Annotated in this window: 20 protein-coding genes; 8 read left to right on the top strand and 12 right to left on the bottom strand. The window is 61.9% G+C overall.

Going from position 1 to position 14,316, the window contains the following annotated elements; genetic code table 11:
• A partial coding sequence (locus EOB49_RS29165; RefSeq protein WP_245472871.1) for an FAD-dependent oxidoreductase occupies positions 1–743 on the top strand: 743 nt, incomplete at its 5' end.
• Here EOB49_RS29165 and EOB49_RS29160 read toward each other — a convergent pair.
• Both EOB49_RS29160 and EOB49_RS36630 read right to left on the bottom strand, forming a co-directional pair.
• Positions 703–1,365 (bottom strand): alpha/beta hydrolase, encoded by a 663-nt coding sequence (locus EOB49_RS29160; RefSeq protein WP_127383005.1) that lies wholly within the window; start codon positions 1,363–1,365, stop codon positions 703–705. The two genes, EOB49_RS29165 and EOB49_RS29160, sit on opposite strands and share 41 nt — an antisense overlap.
• A 45-nt stretch (positions 1,366–1,410) precedes the next feature.
• Entirely contained in the window at positions 1,411–1,575 is a 165-nt protein-coding gene (locus tag EOB49_RS36630) for a hypothetical protein (protein ID WP_164781845.1), read from the bottom strand.
• On the opposite strand from EOB49_RS36630, the gene EOB49_RS29155 reads away from it, so the two are divergent.
• Positions 1,568–2,824, top strand: a complete 1,257-nt coding sequence (locus tag EOB49_RS29155; RefSeq protein WP_127383004.1) for an OpgC family protein — start codon at positions 1,568–1,570, stop codon at positions 2,822–2,824. The two genes, EOB49_RS36630 and EOB49_RS29155, sit on opposite strands and share 8 nt — an antisense overlap.
• A gap of 2 nt (positions 2,825–2,826) precedes the next feature.
• Here the strand turns inward: EOB49_RS29155 and EOB49_RS29150 are convergent, their stop codons facing one another.
• On the bottom strand, positions 2,827–3,906 hold the full coding sequence (locus EOB49_RS29150; protein ID WP_127329911.1) for a substrate-binding domain-containing protein: 1,080 nt from the start codon (positions 3,904–3,906) through the stop codon (positions 2,827–2,829).
• 154 nt (positions 3,907–4,060) lie between these two features.
• Between EOB49_RS29150 and EOB49_RS29145 the strand changes: the two genes are divergently transcribed.
• Positions 4,061–4,204 carry a hypothetical protein gene (locus EOB49_RS29145; protein ID WP_126068772.1) on the top strand — a complete coding sequence of 48 codons (144 nt, stop codon included), beginning with the start codon at positions 4,061–4,063 and terminating at the stop codon, positions 4,202–4,204.
• Between the two features lie 62 nt (positions 4,205–4,266).
• The gene (locus EOB49_RS29140) at positions 4,267–4,416 is read left to right on the top strand and encodes a hypothetical protein (RefSeq protein WP_127321981.1); all 150 of its coding nucleotides are present in this window, start codon (positions 4,267–4,269) and stop codon (positions 4,414–4,416) included.
• Positions 4,417–4,450: 34 nt separating this feature from the next.
• On the opposite strand, the gene EOB49_RS29135 is transcribed toward EOB49_RS29140, so the two are convergent.
• Together EOB49_RS29135 and EOB49_RS29130 are read right to left on the bottom strand one after the other, a co-directional pair.
• Entirely contained in the window at positions 4,451–4,825 is a 375-nt protein-coding gene (locus EOB49_RS29135; RefSeq protein WP_127272732.1) for a DUF423 domain-containing protein, read from the bottom strand.
• 39 nt (positions 4,826–4,864) lie between these two features.
• Positions 4,865–6,127, bottom strand: a complete 1,263-nt coding sequence (locus EOB49_RS29130; protein WP_127383003.1) for a multidrug efflux MFS transporter — start codon at positions 6,125–6,127, stop codon at positions 4,865–4,867.
• 179 nt (positions 6,128–6,306) lie between these two features.
• On the opposite strand from EOB49_RS29130, the gene EOB49_RS29125 reads away from it, so the two are divergent.
• Together EOB49_RS29125 and EOB49_RS29120 are read left to right on the top strand one after the other, a co-directional pair.
• Positions 6,307–6,972, top strand: coding sequence for a GntR family transcriptional regulator (locus EOB49_RS29125; RefSeq protein WP_127383002.1), 666 nt, complete (start codon positions 6,307–6,309; stop codon positions 6,970–6,972).
• A gap of 86 nt (positions 6,973–7,058) precedes the next feature.
• Positions 7,059–7,319: a DUF982 domain-containing protein gene (locus EOB49_RS29120; protein WP_013532263.1), complete on the top strand. Its 261-nt coding sequence runs from the start codon at positions 7,059–7,061 to the stop codon at positions 7,317–7,319.
• A 66-nt stretch (positions 7,320–7,385) separates the two neighbouring features.
• Here the strand turns inward: EOB49_RS29120 and EOB49_RS29115 are convergent, their stop codons facing one another.
• Positions 7,386–7,538 carry a hypothetical protein gene (locus EOB49_RS29115; RefSeq protein ID WP_013532262.1) on the bottom strand — a complete coding sequence of 51 codons (153 nt, stop codon included), beginning with the start codon at positions 7,536–7,538 and terminating at the stop codon, positions 7,386–7,388.
• Between the two features lie 176 nt (positions 7,539–7,714).
• On the bottom strand, positions 7,715–8,758 hold the full coding sequence (locus tag EOB49_RS29110) for an aldo/keto reductase (RefSeq protein ID WP_127383001.1): 1,044 nt from the start codon (positions 8,756–8,758) through the stop codon (positions 7,715–7,717).
• Positions 8,759–9,034: 276 nt separating this feature from the next.
• On the opposite strand from EOB49_RS29110, the gene ppk2 reads away from it, so the two are divergent.
• Positions 9,035–9,955 (top strand): polyphosphate kinase 2, encoded by a 921-nt coding sequence (gene ppk2, locus EOB49_RS29105; protein ID WP_127383000.1) that lies wholly within the window; start codon positions 9,035–9,037, stop codon positions 9,953–9,955.
• A gap of 235 nt (positions 9,956–10,190) precedes the next feature.
• Here the strand turns inward: ppk2 and EOB49_RS29100 are convergent, their stop codons facing one another.
• The 5 genes from EOB49_RS29100 to EOB49_RS29080 all read right to left on the bottom strand — a co-directional run bounded on the left by EOB49_RS29100 (position 10,191) and on the right by EOB49_RS29080 (position 13,716).
• A complete protein-coding gene (locus EOB49_RS29100) occupies positions 10,191–10,838 on the bottom strand; it encodes a dihydrofolate reductase family protein (RefSeq protein ID WP_127382999.1) in 648 nt (215 codons plus the stop codon).
• A 237-nt stretch (positions 10,839–11,075) separates the two neighbouring features.
• Complete coding sequence (locus tag EOB49_RS29095) at positions 11,076–11,426, bottom strand: HepT-like ribonuclease domain-containing protein (protein WP_127382998.1); 351 nt, start codon at positions 11,424–11,426, stop codon at positions 11,076–11,078.
• Positions 11,426–11,722, bottom strand: coding sequence for a nucleotidyltransferase domain-containing protein (locus EOB49_RS29090; protein ID WP_127382997.1), 297 nt, complete (start codon positions 11,720–11,722; stop codon positions 11,426–11,428). Before EOB49_RS29090 ends, EOB49_RS29095 begins: the two co-directional genes overlap by 1 nt.
• 40 nt (positions 11,723–11,762) lie before the next feature.
• Positions 11,763–12,800, bottom strand: a complete 1,038-nt coding sequence (gene hemB / locus EOB49_RS29085) for a porphobilinogen synthase (RefSeq protein ID WP_127382996.1) — start codon at positions 12,798–12,800, stop codon at positions 11,763–11,765.
• A gap of 88 nt (positions 12,801–12,888) precedes the next feature.
• On the bottom strand, positions 12,889–13,716 hold the full coding sequence (locus EOB49_RS29080) for a DUF2066 domain-containing protein (RefSeq protein ID WP_127382995.1): 828 nt from the start codon (positions 13,714–13,716) through the stop codon (positions 12,889–12,891).
• Positions 13,717–13,913: 197 nt separating this feature from the next.
• Between EOB49_RS29080 and EOB49_RS29075 the strand changes: the two genes are divergently transcribed.
• Positions 13,914–14,316, top strand: a 403-nt coding sequence (locus EOB49_RS29075; protein ID WP_206526155.1) for an enoyl-CoA hydratase/isomerase family protein, incomplete at its 3' end; no start/stop codon positions are given.

Below are 14,316 nucleotides of genomic sequence, written 5' to 3'. Positions count from 1 at the left end.
AGGAAATCCGCTCCAAGCCGGATGCCGCCGAGGTGGAACTGGCCGATGGCCGCACTATCCGTTCCGATGTCGTGCTCTACGCCGCCGGTCGAACCGGCAATGTCGGCAGCCTGGGCCTGGATGTCGTCGGTATCGACGCCGACTCCAGAGGGCGTATCAAGGTCGATCCGCAATCCTTCCAGACCAGTGTGCCCAACATCTACGCCGCCGGCGACATCATCGGCTTTCCGAGCCTGGCCTCGACGTCGATGGAGCAGGGCCGGGTGGCGGCCTGCCATGCCTTCGGCGTGCCGTTGCCGCCGCCACCGGAAACATTCCCCTATGGCATCTATGCGGTTCCGGAAATCTCGACGGTCGGCCAGTCCGAGGAACAGGTGCGTGAAAGCGGTGCGGCCTATGAGGTCGGCGTGGCGCGTTTTCGAGAAACCTCGCGCGGCCACATCATGGGCGTCAACACCGGTTTCCTGAAGCTGCTCTTTTCGATCGAAACGCGCCGTCTGCTCGGCGCGCACATCATCGGCGAGGGCGCCACCGAACTCATCCACATCGGCCAGGCGGTGATCAATCTCGGCGGCACCGTCGACTTCTTCGTCAACAACACCTTCAACTATCCGACGCTCGCCGAAGCCTACAAGATTGCAGGGCTGGACGCCTGGAACAGGATGGGACGGGGGCAGGCGGCTGATCATGCTGGTGAGTCCGTCAGCCTGCCTGTGCCGCCAATCCCCGCAGCCATTGCCTGACGATTGCCGCGTCAGCGTTGCCGAATTCATGACCTGATGGGACAATCCGGGCGTCGATCTCGGCGCCATGCTGGCTGAGCAATGTCACCAGAGCAGGGGCGAAGGGCGAATAGGTGAGATCCGCGGCGCCGGCGATCATCAGGACGCGCACCTTTGACAAATCCGTCGCCGGCACGTGATCGAGCACCGGCATCGGCCGCAGCAATGCAGCGCGTTCGACAAGGCCCGGATGCAGCAGCATCAGGCTTGAAACCAGATTGGCGCCGTTCGAATAGCCGAGGAACGTCGCGCGTGAGAGATCGAGATGGTGGCGTGTGGCCGCGTCGGCGACGAAGCCCGCAAAGGCATCGGTTTCGGTGCGGATGCTGTGCTGTTCGAAGCGCGTCGGCGTGATGCGCGCGAACCAGCGGAAACCATCCTCCTGGACAATGCGGCCACGCACAGCGATCAGGTTGGCCCGCGGTGCGATCTCTCGCGCCAGCGGCACCAATGTCGTCTCGTCGACACCCGATCCATGCAGCAGGAAGAGACATTCGCCGGTTGAATCCGCCGGGCTGTAAAGCCGGTAGTCGAAGGCCAGATCACGCCGCAGCGCACCATCTTGTGACGTCTCTTCGATCATCGCGCATCCTCTTGATTATATGAGGTTTCGCTCAATTTGCCGGCTTCAAAACGCAATATTTTCAAGCTCCGCGAAAGTTGATTGAACCGGGCGCATTACAGTCCGTTTCTCCGCCGATAACATTCCTTCGGGAGGAATCGAAGCGGTGCGCCGGGGGTCGCATTGCCCGGCATGAACAACCAGCTTTGAGGCCTTTTTGTCGATGACCACCCAGATTTCCCCGGACCGCGATGCGCGTGTCCCAGACCGCGATTCGCGTGTCTCGGACCGCGATGCGCGTGTCCCCGATCGCACTGAGCGCGACACGCGCATAGATGTGTTCCGCGCTCTCGCTCTGCTGACAATCTTTGTCGACCATGTGCCAGGTACCGCCTTCGAGTATCTGACCTACAAGAATTTCGGCTTTTCCGATGCGGCTGAAGTCTTCGTGCTGATCTCCGGCATTTCGGTCGCGCTCGCCTATGGCAGGAAATTCGAGCCCGGAAACCGGCTGCTGGCAACCCTGAAGATGTTGCGCCGCGCCGGTGTGCTTTATGCCACCCACATCGTCACCACCATGGTGGTGATGGCCATGTTCTGCGCTGCGGCGGTGTTTGCCAGGCGGCCGGAGCTTTTGACCATGATCAACATCGAGCCGTTGATCAAGAATACGCCGCAGGTGCTGATCGGCATCGTGACGCTCGGCCACCAACTCGGCTACAACAACATACTGCCCGTCTATGCGGTGCTGCTCTTGCTGACGCCGGTGTTCCTGCTCATTGTCAGCTATCGGCCGGTCTTGGCACTGGTCGCCTCCGGCGCCCTGTGGCTGGTCGCGGGGGTTAATCAAATTGCTCCGCCCAACTATCCCGAGCCCGGCTTCTGGTTTCTCAACCCGCTGTCGTGGCAGTTCCTTTTCAACATCGGCCTGGCAGGTGCATTGCATGTGCGTCGCGGCGGTACCATCCCGGTCAATCGCTGGCTGGTTGGCGCGGCCTTGGCCTACACCGCTGTGGCACTGGTCTGGGTGCACAGCCCGCTTTGGGGGCATATCTCCTGGTTTGGCCTGCCTCCGGTGCTGACCGGCTTCGACAAGACGTTCCTGTCGCTGCCGAGGCTGCTGCATATATTGGCGGTGAGCTACCTGATCGTGGCATTCCCGGCGGTCTCGAACCTGTTTCGCACCGGACGCGATCATCCGCTTGCCATATTGGGCAAACGATCGCTGCCGGTTTTCATTGCCGGCACGGTGCTTGCAATGGCGGCGCAAGTGCTGAAGCTGATCAATCCGGGCGGATTTGCCTATGACAGCCTGTTGATATCGGCCGGCATCGTCATGCAGTTCGCGCTCGCCTACTATCTCGAATGGCTATCGGGCCTTGGCTGGTCCGGCAAAAGCAGGCCGGCTCACAACGCCGCACCGCCCGTCCATGCTGCATCCTTCGCGATGCCGGCCATGGCGACAAGAATGGGCCGTTGAGCTCAGGCGGGCGAGGGGCCGGATGAGGCTCGCACCACGAGTTGGACCGGCAGCGATTGCCGGCTGAACGAACCATCATTTTCAAGGATCGCCTTGACGGCAAGGCGGCCCATCTCGGCGATCGGCTGGACGATCGTGGTCAGCGGCGGCTTGGAAACCGCCCCCTCCGGAACACCGTCGAAGCCGACGACCGAAACATCGCCCGGCACCGCAATGTCGTGCTGCCGCAGCCAGTCCAGCGCATGGAGCGCCATCCTGTCGGACATCGCCAGAATGGCTGTCGGCGTCTCGGCACCGGCGAAAATATGGTCGAGGCCGGCCCAAACGCTCTTCTCGTCATTGACGGTTTCGTAGATAGGCACCCGCGAGACGTCGACGCCGACCCGGGAGAGTTCAGCGAAATAGCCACGCAAGCGGTCGCGCGTAGCGGAGTAGAGGGCCATTTCCACCTGCTCCCTTGTGGTAGGGCCGAAGCCTGCGTCGGCACAGGGCAGGGTAAGCACGGCAAAGCGGCGATGTCCGAGTTCGGTCAGGTGGCGGGCGGCCAGGCCAGCCCCGGCAATGTTGTCGACGCCGATCGCTGCAACGGCGTCGTCGTCGTCCGAATCGAGATCGAGCGCGACAAAAGGGAGTTTGCGTTCACGCGCCAGTTCGACCAGCCTTGAACCGCCATCGACGCAAAAGACGATGAAACCATCGACCAGCGCACTTTGGATGTTCCAGGCAAGCTGTTCGTTGTTGGCTGCGGAGACCAGCGAAATCCCCGCACCGGTCGCGTCGCAGGCCTGCGAGATGCTGGCCATCATCACCCGGGCAAAGGGGTCGTCGAAGAAATAGGAGAGGGGTTCCGCAGTCGCGACACCGATGGCATTGACCTTGCCGGCGCGCAGCAGCCGGCCCTTGGGATCCGGTCCGCCATATCCCATGGCCTCGGCTGCCGCCTTGACCCGCTCGCGGACCTCCTCGCGCACGATGTCCGGCCGGGCGAACACGTTGGACGCGGTGCCGTGCGACACGCCGGCCGCCTTGGCAATGTCCGCCAGACGGACCGGTCTTGTCTTTGCAGAGGTCAATGGCGCCATCTTCGTCTCCTGAATTCCTTCCATCTAACACTTTCGTTGGATCGGTTCAAATTTTGACTTGATCACAGTCTCGGCAAGGCGTATGTTTGAATCGATCCAAGCGAACGGCGGTTCTCTAAATGGATCGATTCAACATATTTAGGGGAGTTGTGTCATGCATCCCGTCAATTTTCTCTTCGAAGATATTTACCGCAACGACTGGAGCATCTCGTCGAACACCACGACGCAGAAGCGCCGTGGCAAAGCCAGCCCATGGGTTCGCGAGTTGCGGTTCCTTGTGGAGCGCAAGCGGAGCTGATCGGGATCGGTTTTTCGCGCCTGTCGATTGGATCGATTCAAGGACTAGAAGGAGCGCACATCATGCATCCCGTCAGCTATCTGTTCGAAGACATCTACCGCAACTATTGGGGCATCGCGCCGGCCTCCAAGAGGCCGGAACGGCATTGGTTGGCGAAGCTGCGGCGACGCAATCGCGAATTGCTCATCAAGCCCGAGCGCCGGCAGGACTAGCAGCCCACGCTTTTACATTTGGCGCGGGCAGGCGTCAGGAACGCATGCGCACCAGCGCCGAGGCGGCGATCGCCAGCCAGCCGGTAATGAGTAGCGTGCCGCCGATCGGCGCCGACAGCGGGAACAGCCGCGACCCGATGAAATCGCGGGCCAGCAGATCGCCGCAGAACAGCAGAAGCCCAACCAGCAGGATCAGGCTGCCGATGCGCAGCATCCGGTTCGCCCCAAGCAATCCGGCGGCGAGGAAGACCGGCGCATGCATCAGCAGGAAGGATGCGGCGGTGCCGACGAAGGCGCCGCCCAGATGCGCCGCCGCGGCCGACAGCGCCACGCCGGCGGCGCCGCACAGGCCGCCGGCCAGGACGAGGATACGGCCGCTGTTGTCGGAAGGTCGTTCGGCCGTGCTCATGTCCATGGCTCCGTGATATCATGGGGATGCCCAATCCCGTCAGGACTTGCCGGCTTTGGCGAGCATGTCCTGCTCGCGGCGCGACTGTGCCAGCCAGTTATACACCGCGCCCCCGGCCATCAAGACGGATGTGCCCAGAAACACCGAGCGCATGCCGAAATGGCCACCGGCAAAGCCGCCGAGCAGGGGACCGGCGACCTGCCCGACATACTGGGCGGAAATCGACAACCCGAGCACATTGCCGCCGACCCCATCGGGAACATTGTGGCGGATCACGCTGGTGATGCAGGGCAAGAGCCCGCCCAGCGCCAGGCCCATCAGGAAACGCAGGCCGATGAGTTGCCAGCTTTGCGTGACGAAGGCCTGCGGGATCAGCAGCAGTGCCGAGACGGCAAGCGCGCCGATGATGACGTTCCAGTGGCCGACGCGGTCGGCGAGTTTGCCGAGGCGCGAAGCCGACAGGATGGCGCCAAGGGCCGCCGCCGACATGACGACGCCTGATATCAGCGTGACGCGGCTCTGGTCCTCGATGAGCTGCTGCACATAGACGGTGATGATCGGCTCGATCGACATGGTGGCGAAGCTCAACAGCATGCCGGTCGCCAGCATGGCGACGACAGGCCGCTTGTCCGGGATTTGTGCCCAGCCGCCTTTCTGCTTCTGCTTCGCTGCGGCGTCCGCTGTTTTCGGCCGGGGATTCTCCTTGATCAGAAACGTGGTCGCCAGGAACGCCAGGAAGATGACGCCGCCAGACAAGAGAAAGGTGGCGCGGATGCCGATCAGCGGCGGCAGGGCGCCGCCAACCAGCGGACCGACCAGAGCCCCACCCGTGATACCGGCCGACAGCAGGCCCAGCGCCCAGCCGGAACTCTCCTTGGGTGTTTGCATGGCGACGAGGATGGTCGATCCCGAGGAATAGCCGCCGGCAAAACCGATCAGCAGCCGCAGCAGCACCAGTTGCCAGACCGTCTGCACCATGCCGGTCAGCGACATGCATATGGCCATGCCGAAGCTGGCGCGAACCAGCATCACCTTGCGGCCGTAGCGGTCGCCGAGACGTCCCCAGAGCGGCGCCACCAGCGCCGCCGCGAAGAACGTCGCGCCATAGGCTATCCCCGACCATTGCACGATCGCCGCGTGGCCCTCGGCGCCGAGCTGCTCGATATAGAGCGGCAGGAACGGCAAAAGCAGCGTCATGGCGACAAGCGTCGAAAACGATCCGGCAACGCACACGAACAGATTGCGCCGCCAGTGGATGTTGTAGGTGCTGTCGGTCGCCGGGGGCGTGTTCTGCTGCTGCATGTCATATGTCCTGTCCCAGCAACTCTTATCGATGCTTGCTGCGGATACCAATTTGGGATACCAAGATGGTGCCCCTGATGGACGCAAGCTTGACCGCTGTCAATGCGACCGTCTCAAACGTGATCGGAAAAGGCGGCCGGCAAGACGATCGCCAGCAACGATCAAAAATGGAAACGACAATGTCGCAGATGCAGAGCGTCGAAAAACAGCTTCGGCAAATGATCCTAGGCCTCGAGATCGGCCCCGGCGAGAAGCTGACGGAGCGCTGGATCGAGAGCCGCTTCGGCGCGTCGCGAACCCCGGTCAGGGCAGCACTTCTGCGGCTTGAGACCGAGGGCCTGGTCGGCAGGGACGGACGCGGCTGGACGGTGTCGCCGATCAATCTGGCTGAACTCGAGCAGATCGCCGTCTACAGGGAAGCGGTCGAGGTTGCGGCGCTTCGCCTGACATGCAGCCTGGCGGACCGGAGCGCCGTCGATGTCATCGAGGCGATGCTCGAGTCCTGCGACAACGACACGCCGCGCGAGGAATGGCATCGCGTCGGCATGGATTTTCACATCGAACTGGCGCGTCTGTCGGGCAATGAATTCCTGTTCCGGGCGGTGCGCGATGCCATGACGCGCCTGTCGCGGGCGCGTTGGCTGGAGGTCCGCGACGAAGCGGCCCTCAGCCGCGCCTGGGCTGAACATCGCGCCATACTGGCGTCGGCACGCCTTGGGGACGCCGATGAAGCCGCGCGCCTGCTGTCAGACCACATCGTCGGCAGCCGCGACCGGCTGGTGACGTCGCTCGCCAACGATCGGCGCGGTCTTCGCGCCAGAGGCTTTGCCGTCGTTGCTGCTTAAAGGTGGATGAAGGGGCGCAAAGCGGCGTCTGGACGTATGCGCACTTTCGCCTCGCTTCGCAGACGCCGATGGCGTAAGGAGCGGCCATGGAAAACAACCGATTTGAAACACCTGTGACTGTGAAGTCAGTCGCGGCGGGAAGCACTCAGCTCTTGCGCACGGCGCGTGAGGCTTCCGACTACCTCCTCAACAGCTGGCCCGGCAAGCGCAGCCCTAAGCATCGCGCGGCCCTGCAAGCCTGCCATGACGCACTCGCCGGCGACAAGCCGGCGATGAACGCCAGGCGTGCCTTCATCGCGGCAGCACGCGAAGTGGACGTGTTCGTCAGCGACAAGGCGCCCGCCTGACACAAGCCGACATTTGGGGCGGCAATCTGGATTGAGGCACGGCCCGCATCTGCGGGCCGTTTGCCGTCACTTTGCCGTTTCGGTTTCGGCTTCAGTCTCGTCTTCGGGCTTCGAACGTTCCCTCGCTGCAACCTTTGCTGCCAGCTTCTCGGCCTTCTTGGCCGCTTTCTGGCGGTCGCGTTCCTTGCGTTCCTGATCGTAGTTTGGTGGTCGCGCCATATTGGCTCCTTTTCACTGCCTCGCGGCTCTGGTCCTGCCTAGGAGCATTAGCCGTCAAACACAACAGCTGAAGCGATAGTGCGTCGATGATGGCCAGGCTTGCAAGATGCGCGTCGCAATGAAGGGGTCAGATCCATCATTGCGGCGGCCAATACCTATCGCCATCGATTTGCCGGTCAGATGCCGCTTCGGTCAATCACCAGATCGGCGGCACCAAAACGGTCCTTTGCCGTCAGCTGCTGGTGCCAGTAGGGATAGAGCAAGGGCGGCCGGCTGACCGCGTCGAGGCGCTCGCGCTCCTCGCCGGAAAGCATCAGGCTTGCCGCCGCGATGTTGTCCCGGAACTGCGTTTCCGTCCTGCCGCCGATCACCAGCGAACTGACGGCCGGCCGGCCAAGCAGCCAGGCCAGCGTCACCTGCGCTGCCGACACGCCGCGCTGCGCGCCGATCTCGACAAGCACGTCGACGATCCGCCACAGCCGGTCCTCGTCGCGGATCGGCGGTTCGGACCAGCCGGCAAGCTGGCGGGCGGTGGGGCTGTCGCGGCGGTATTTGCCGGACAGCAATCCGCCGGCAAGCGGGCTCCAGACCAGGACGCCCAACCCCTGGTCGACGGAAATCGGCAGCAGTTCGTACTCCGCCTCGCGCGCTTCCAGCGTGTAATGGATTTGCTGCGTGACGAAGCGCGGCTGATGATGGCTGTCGCTGATGCCGAGCGCCTTCATCACCTGCCAGCCGGAATAGTTGGAGCAGCCGACATAGCGGATCTTGCCCTGGGCAACCAGCGTGTCGAGCGCGGAGATGGTTTCCTCCAGCGGTGTCACGCCATCCCATTCGTGCAGGAAATAGATGTCGATGACGTCTGTCCTGAGCCGCTTCAGGCTCTTCTCGCATTCTCGGATCAGGTGATGGCGCGACAGGCCTTCATCGTTCGGGCCTTTGCCGATCCGCATCCGTGCCTTGGAGGCGATCAGCACGTCACCCCTGCGCTTGCCGCCGAGCGCTTCGCCGATGATTTCTTCGGAAATGCCATTCGAATAGACGTTGGCGGTGTCGATGACATTGATGCCGGCGTCGATGCAGAGGTCGATCATGCGGCGCGCCTCGTCGAGATCGGTCTTGCCGACCGCCGAAAATGCGCCGGCGCCGCCGAACGTCATGGTCCCCATGGTCAGCGTCGAAACTTTCAGCCCGGAACGGCCGAGGGTGCGGTATTCCATGTCGATCCTCGCGATTGCGTTGGGGAAGGGGCTGGGGAGGGTGCCCGAATGTGGCCGCTATTTGTAGGACAATTTGCGCGACTTGTCGCCATGCCAGGACGCCGGATCGATCATGCCTGGCGGGATTGGCTGCGGCGGCGATCACGCTCGGGCTGCAATAAAACCGTCATTGCAGGCCTATATTGAAGTCGGCTCAGGCGTTGCCGTTCCGGGCTGTAAGCCGGAGTTTGGGGCGCCGGACGTGGATCGACAGAGCTTGCAAGTGGAGCAGCCGATATGACCGAGCTAAAACAGAATTCTCCGGCCAGGGATTGGCTTGAAGCCGAGCTCGCCGACACGCTCGACGAAGACTATGAGCTCGAAATGTCGGAGCCGGCGCTGTCGATGGAGATCGCCAAGATCTACAAGAACTCGCATCCGCCTTCGATCGATCGCATGCAGTATTTTCGCGACCTGATCACCCTGCAGTCCGAATTGATCAAGCTGCAGTCCTGGGTCGCCTACCACAAGAAGAAGCTGGTGGTGATCTTCGAGGGACGCGATTCGGCCGGCAAGGGCGGTGTCATCAAGCGCATCACCCAGCGGCTCAATCCGCGCATCTGCCGCGTCGTGGCACTGCCGGCGCCGACCGAGCGCGAAAAATCGCAATGGTATTTCCAGCGCTATGTCCCGCATCTGCCGGCCGGCGGCGAGATCGTGCTGTTCGACCGCTCATGGTACAACCGCTCGGGCGTCGAGCGGGTGATGGGCTTTGCCCAGCCCGATCAGGTCGAAGAATTCTTTCACGACGTGCCGGAGTTCGAGCGCATGCTGGTCCGCTCGGGCATCACCGTGGTCAAATACTGGTTCTCGATCACCGACGAGGAACAGCAGATGCGCTTCCTGATGCGCATCCATGATCCAATGAAGCAGTGGAAACTGTCGCCGATGGATCTGCAGTCGCGTGTGCGCTGGGAGCAGTACACCAAGGCCAAGGAAGAGACCTTCGCCCGCACCAACATCCCGGAAGCGCCTTGGTTCATCGTCGAGGGCAACGACAAGAAGCGCGCGCGGCTGAACTGCATCGACCATCTGCTCAAGCAGCTGCCTTACGAGGAAGTGCCGCACGAGGAGATCACTTTGCCGGAGCGCGTCTTCAACCCCGAATACGAGCGCCAGGTGCTGCCGCGCAAGCTCTACGTGCCGGAGAAGTATTGATGGATCGCTCCCTTCTCCCCGTCTCTATACGGGGAGAAGGTGCCGGCAGGCGGATGAGGGGCGGCGCCTGCGTTGGCGGTTGAGTCTAAAAATTCTCCATGCTGGCAGAAGACTATTCTGCCGTTATATTGCCCTCGATAGCGTTTTCGGCGCCATATTTCGGCTGGCTGGCGTCGCCCCTCATTGCCCTGCCGGGCATTTCTCCCCGTATAGTGACGGGGAGAAAGAGCTGTAACTACGCCCGCTTGATGGTGACGTGCGTGGCAAGCGGCGTCGCCACCTGCTGGCTGCAGATATAGCCCAGCTTGAGCATGTCGAGGCCGGCGAAAAGGTTCGCGCCCGAGCCGAGCAGCACCGGCGCGATCGCCAGATGCATCTCGTCGATCAGTTTTTCCTGCAGATATTGCCGGATGGTGGCGACGCCGCCGCCGACCCGCACGTCCTTGCCGCCAGCGGTAGCCTTAGCCTGTTCAAGAGCTGAATGGATACCGTCAGTGACGAAGTGGAAAGTCGTGCCGCCCTCCATGACGATCGGTTCGCGCTTGTGATGGGTGAGCACGAAAACCGGCACATGATAGGGCGGGTTGTCGCCCCACCAGCCCTTCCAGCTGTCGTCAGGCCACTCGCCGCGGATTGGCCCGAACATGTTGCGGCCGAGGATCCAGGCGCCGACATTCTCGAAGCTGCGCGCCGCGAACGCCTCGTTGACGTCGGTGGTGCCGCCATCTTGTCCGAGCACCATCTCGCGGAAGGTGCGGGTGTCGACAAACCACTTGTGCAAGGATTCCCCACCGACGCCGAGAGGATTTTGCAGATCCTGATCGGGACCGGCGCCATAGCCGTCGAGCGACAGGGTGAAAGCGTTGACGCGAAGTTTGGACATGCGAGCCTCCTCGATAACCGGTTGTATTTTGCAAGCAGTTGTTTGGTAGCAAACTGATTGTGAATTGCAAGCGGTATTTTTAGAGAACTTTGCCGCACCGCACGTGCAGAGCAGAAAGATCCGGCAGTCTCGACGCGAGCAAATGTTCCGTTGCCATGCAATTGCTTATGACGAGAGAAATATCGCGGTTCCTTCCTTGCGACGCGAACAGGATGCAGCCGCAAGTGTCAGCCAAAACTATCGGCGCTGCGACGCTTCGAGCATACGTTCGACAGCAAGACGCAGTGGCGGCAGGCTGTCGGTCACCACCGCCCATACTATCGCACCGGAGGTATTGTGATATTCGTGACGCAAAACGTTGCCTATCCCACGAACTTGTTTCCATGGAATCTCGGGAGCAAGGGCTGCCAAATCATCGGGAATGTGGCGGGCAGCTTCGGAAATGATTTCGATCCCGCGCTCGATGCCATGTCGGAGCAGCCAGTCGCTATTAAAGTCATCCAGCGTCTTGCCCGCGGCGGCAGCAGAGATGCCGTCCAGGGCCTCCATGATTTCGGCTAGAATCGGTTCGATCCGGCGCACTGCCATCAAAATATGCGCACAGCAGATTGTTCGATGTCGGCCTTCAACATGGGATTGAGGCTGTCGCGGGTGGTGATATCGATCTCCGCTGACATCTTCTCCTCAAGAAATTGCTTGATGCCGACAAGATCAATCAGCGAAAAGCGTCTTGCAGGATCATAATCGATGAAGAGGTCGAGATCGCTGTCAGGCCTTGCGTCGCCCCGTAAAATCGATCCGAACAGATAAAGCGAAGTCGCGCCCATGCCCTTGATGGCATCTGCATTTCTCTGCAACCGCTTTATGACCTCATTCCTGCTCATGAATTCATTCTAGCGGATTGCGTTAAAATTCCAAAGCTACCTAGCGGCCCCCCTTCAGCAGTTCCGCCACTTCGGGTGCGAAATAGGTCAGGATGCCGTCGCAGCCGGCGCGCTTGAAGGCGAGCAGCGATTCCAGCATTGCCTTCTCGCCGTCGATCCAGCCATTGGCGCCTGCCGCCTTGATCATCGAATATTCGCCCGACACCTGGTAGGCGAAGGTCGGCATCTGGAATTCGTCCTTCAGCCGCCGGATGATGTCGAGATAGGGCAGGCCGGGCTTGACCATCAGCATGTCGGCGCCCTCGGCGATGTCCTGTTCGGCCTCTCGCACCGCCTCGTCGGAATTGGCATGGTCGATGTAATAGGTCTTCTTGTCGCCCTTGAGCAGACCGGCGGTGCCCACCGCCTCGCGATAGGGACCGTAGAAGGCCGAGGCGAATTTGGTCGCATAGGACATGATCGCGACGTCCTGAAAACCATTGGCGTCAAGCGCGTCCCGGATGGCGCCGATGCGGCCGTCCATCATGTCGGATGGCGCGATGATGTCGGCGCCGGCGGCCGCCTGGATGACGGCAGCGGCGGTCACCTGTTCCACCGTCTCGTCATTGACGATGATGCCGTCGCGCAGGATGCCGTCATGGCCGTGGCTGGTGAATGGGTCGAGCGCGGCGTCGGTGATGATGCCGATCTGCGGCACCGCATCCTTGATCGCACGGGTGGCGCGGTTGATGACATTGTTGGGATCGAGGATATGCGAGCCGGTCTGGTCGCGCAGCGAGATGTCCACATTGGGGAAGGTGGCGAGTGCCGGAATACCGAGTTTTGCCGCGCGCTCGGCCTCCTTGACGGCGAGATCGATGGACAGGCGGAAGACGCCGGGCATGGCGGCGATCGGCTCGCGGACACCCTTGCCCTCAACGACGAAGATCGGCCAGATCAGGTCGTCGACCGTGAGCCGGTTCTCCTGCACGAGACGGCGCGACCAGTCGGCCTTGCGCATGCGGCGCAGACGGCGGCTGCCGGTGATCTCGTCGACGCCGCGCGCGCCGGCGGGCTTTGCGGGTGTGAATTTGTTCATCGCCAATACTCTCGTTCAGGCAGGCTTTTACCACGAGCTCCCGCCGCTGACCAATGCGGCACGATTGTGCAAGCGACGCGGTCGAGGTCTATTCGGGTTGCTCATTGCCTGACAGAATCTGTGCCGCGCCCCTGATGGCGACACGGAAAGCCTCGTCGAAGCCGACACCGCGCACCTGCCAGATGTAGGTCTTGCCGGCCGCGGCCAGCCGCCAGTCGGCGATCCAGCCCAGTTCCTTGTCGCTCCAGACGAGACTGCCGGAAAGCGCCTGGTCGGCGCCGGTCTTCTTCGCCAGTGTGTCGAGCTTCGTCATCTCGGCATTGCGAAGCGCCTTATCGTCCAATCCGGCCCGCGACAGCTGCGCCGCCGTGGGAAAAGCCACCTGCATGGCCAGCGGTACGGCGGCATTGCCGAACGATTCGCGCATCGGCATGCCACGGTCGTCATCGGCATCGAGCGCGTAATGCATTGTTCCGCGCTCGGTCGTCAAAAACACCGCCAGCTGCGGCCGCTCAGTCAGCCACGGCCTGCTGCCGAGCGAAGCCAGCACCGGGTCGATTTCAGCCGGCTTGTACTGGCAGTAAAGGTTATGGGGCCGATCGTACGTGCCCTGATCGTCATGGTTGGGAATGCCTTCCATGCGGTCGCGGTAGCGAAAGCCTGCGACGAAGCTGCCGGCCTTGTCGCGCAATGCCGTCATTTCAGGTTTCGCCGGCAGGCGCTGATCGCCGGAAACCCGCACCAGAACCGCGTCGAGGCAGCGCTTGAAGCCGGACTGGCGGTTCTTCTCGTATTTGCCGTTGACGATGGTCTGCGAGCTGTAGAGATCTTCCAAAGTCGCCGCCATGACCGGGTGAACAGCCAAGCCGATGCTCAGCCCGATTGCCATTCGCGCAAGGTGCGAAAATCGAGTCATGAACAATCGTCCCGTTCGAAGCCCCGCCAGAGCCGCACTGCACCGAACTCTATCCAGTTTTCCAGTATTGCAGTTCGATTTTTAGCACTGGCTCCTGGTCCGGGCCAGAGCTTGCACCGGTGCGCTCGCCATTGACGCACCCATGCGCCACGCTTTAGCACTTCAGTCCCGGCGGCCGGGAGAGGGATTCTTTCACGATGGATTTTGGCGGAGGCGACGAGATCCGCTTCGAACATCTGGACCGGGCCGGCGTCGTCACCTTGACGCGGCCGCAGGCGCTCAATGCCTTGACGCACGGCATGATCAGGGCGCTCGACGCTGCTCTTTCCGCCTGGGAAGCCGACCAGGGCATCGACGTCATCGTCGTCAAGGCAGAGGGCAGGGCCTTTTCGGCCGGCGGCGATATCCTGCATGTCTATGAGACAGGCCGGGCGGGAAAACCGCCGGTCGAGTTCTTCGCCGACGAATACCGGCTCAACGCCCGCATCAACAGTTTCAAGAAACCTTATGTGGCCCTGATCGACGGTATCGTCATGGGCGGTGGTGTCGGTATCTCCTTCCATGGCTCGCACCGGGTGATGACCGAGAATGCCCAATTTG

The organism is Mesorhizobium sp. M7A.F.Ca.MR.148.00.0.0, assembly GCF_003997735.1.
GTDB lineage: Bacteria > Pseudomonadota > Alphaproteobacteria > Rhizobiales > Rhizobiaceae > Mesorhizobium.
The sequence above is the reverse complement of the archived record's forward strand: the minus strand, read 5'-3'. Positions and strand labels throughout refer to the sequence as shown.

Excerpts from the sequence above, each read along its gene's own strand:
- EOB49_RS29125 (WP_127383002.1), top strand. The coding sequence starts at position 6,307 with ATGTCGCAGATGCAGAGCGTCGAAAAACAGCTTCGGCAAATGATCCTA.
- EOB49_RS29145 (WP_126068772.1), top strand. The coding sequence starts at position 4,061 with ATGCATCCCGTCAATTTTCTCTTCGAAGATATTTACCGCAACGACTGG.
- EOB49_RS29135 (WP_127272732.1), bottom strand. The coding sequence starts at position 4,825 with ATGAGCACGGCCGAACGACCTTCCGACAACAGCGGCCGTATCCTCGTC.
- EOB49_RS29090 (WP_127382997.1), bottom strand. The coding sequence starts at position 11,722 with ATGAGCAGGAATGAGGTCATAAAGCGGTTGCAGAGAAATGCAGATGCC.
- EOB49_RS29155 (WP_127383004.1), top strand. The coding sequence starts at position 1,568 with ATGACCACCCAGATTTCCCCGGACCGCGATGCGCGTGTCCCAGACCGC.
- EOB49_RS29140 (WP_127321981.1), top strand. The coding sequence starts at position 4,267 with ATGCATCCCGTCAGCTATCTGTTCGAAGACATCTACCGCAACTATTGG.
- ppk2 (WP_127383000.1), top strand. The coding sequence starts at position 9,035 with ATGACCGAGCTAAAACAGAATTCTCCGGCCAGGGATTGGCTTGAAGCC.
- EOB49_RS29095 (WP_127382998.1), bottom strand. The coding sequence starts at position 11,426 with ATGGCAGTGCGCCGGATCGAACCGATTCTAGCCGAAATCATGGAGGCC.
- EOB49_RS29110 (WP_127383001.1), bottom strand. The coding sequence starts at position 8,758 with ATGGAATACCGCACCCTCGGCCGTTCCGGGCTGAAAGTTTCGACGCTG.
- EOB49_RS29130 (WP_127383003.1), bottom strand. The coding sequence starts at position 6,127 with ATGCAGCAGCAGAACACGCCCCCGGCGACCGACAGCACCTACAACATC.
- EOB49_RS29120 (WP_013532263.1), top strand. The coding sequence starts at position 7,059 with ATGGAAAACAACCGATTTGAAACACCTGTGACTGTGAAGTCAGTCGCG.
- hemB (WP_127382996.1), bottom strand. The coding sequence starts at position 12,800 with ATGAACAAATTCACACCCGCAAAGCCCGCCGGCGCGCGCGGCGTCGAC.
- EOB49_RS29080 (WP_127382995.1), bottom strand. The coding sequence starts at position 13,716 with ATGACTCGATTTTCGCACCTTGCGCGAATGGCAATCGGGCTGAGCATC.
- EOB49_RS29100 (WP_127382999.1), bottom strand. The coding sequence starts at position 10,838 with ATGTCCAAACTTCGCGTCAACGCTTTCACCCTGTCGCTCGACGGCTAT.
- EOB49_RS29150 (WP_127329911.1), bottom strand. The coding sequence starts at position 3,906 with ATGGCGCCATTGACCTCTGCAAAGACAAGACCGGTCCGTCTGGCGGAC.
- EOB49_RS29115 (WP_013532262.1), bottom strand. The coding sequence starts at position 7,538 with ATGGCGCGACCACCAAACTACGATCAGGAACGCAAGGAACGCGACCGC.
- EOB49_RS29160 (WP_127383005.1), bottom strand. The coding sequence starts at position 1,365 with ATGATCGAAGAGACGTCACAAGATGGTGCGCTGCGGCGTGATCTGGCC.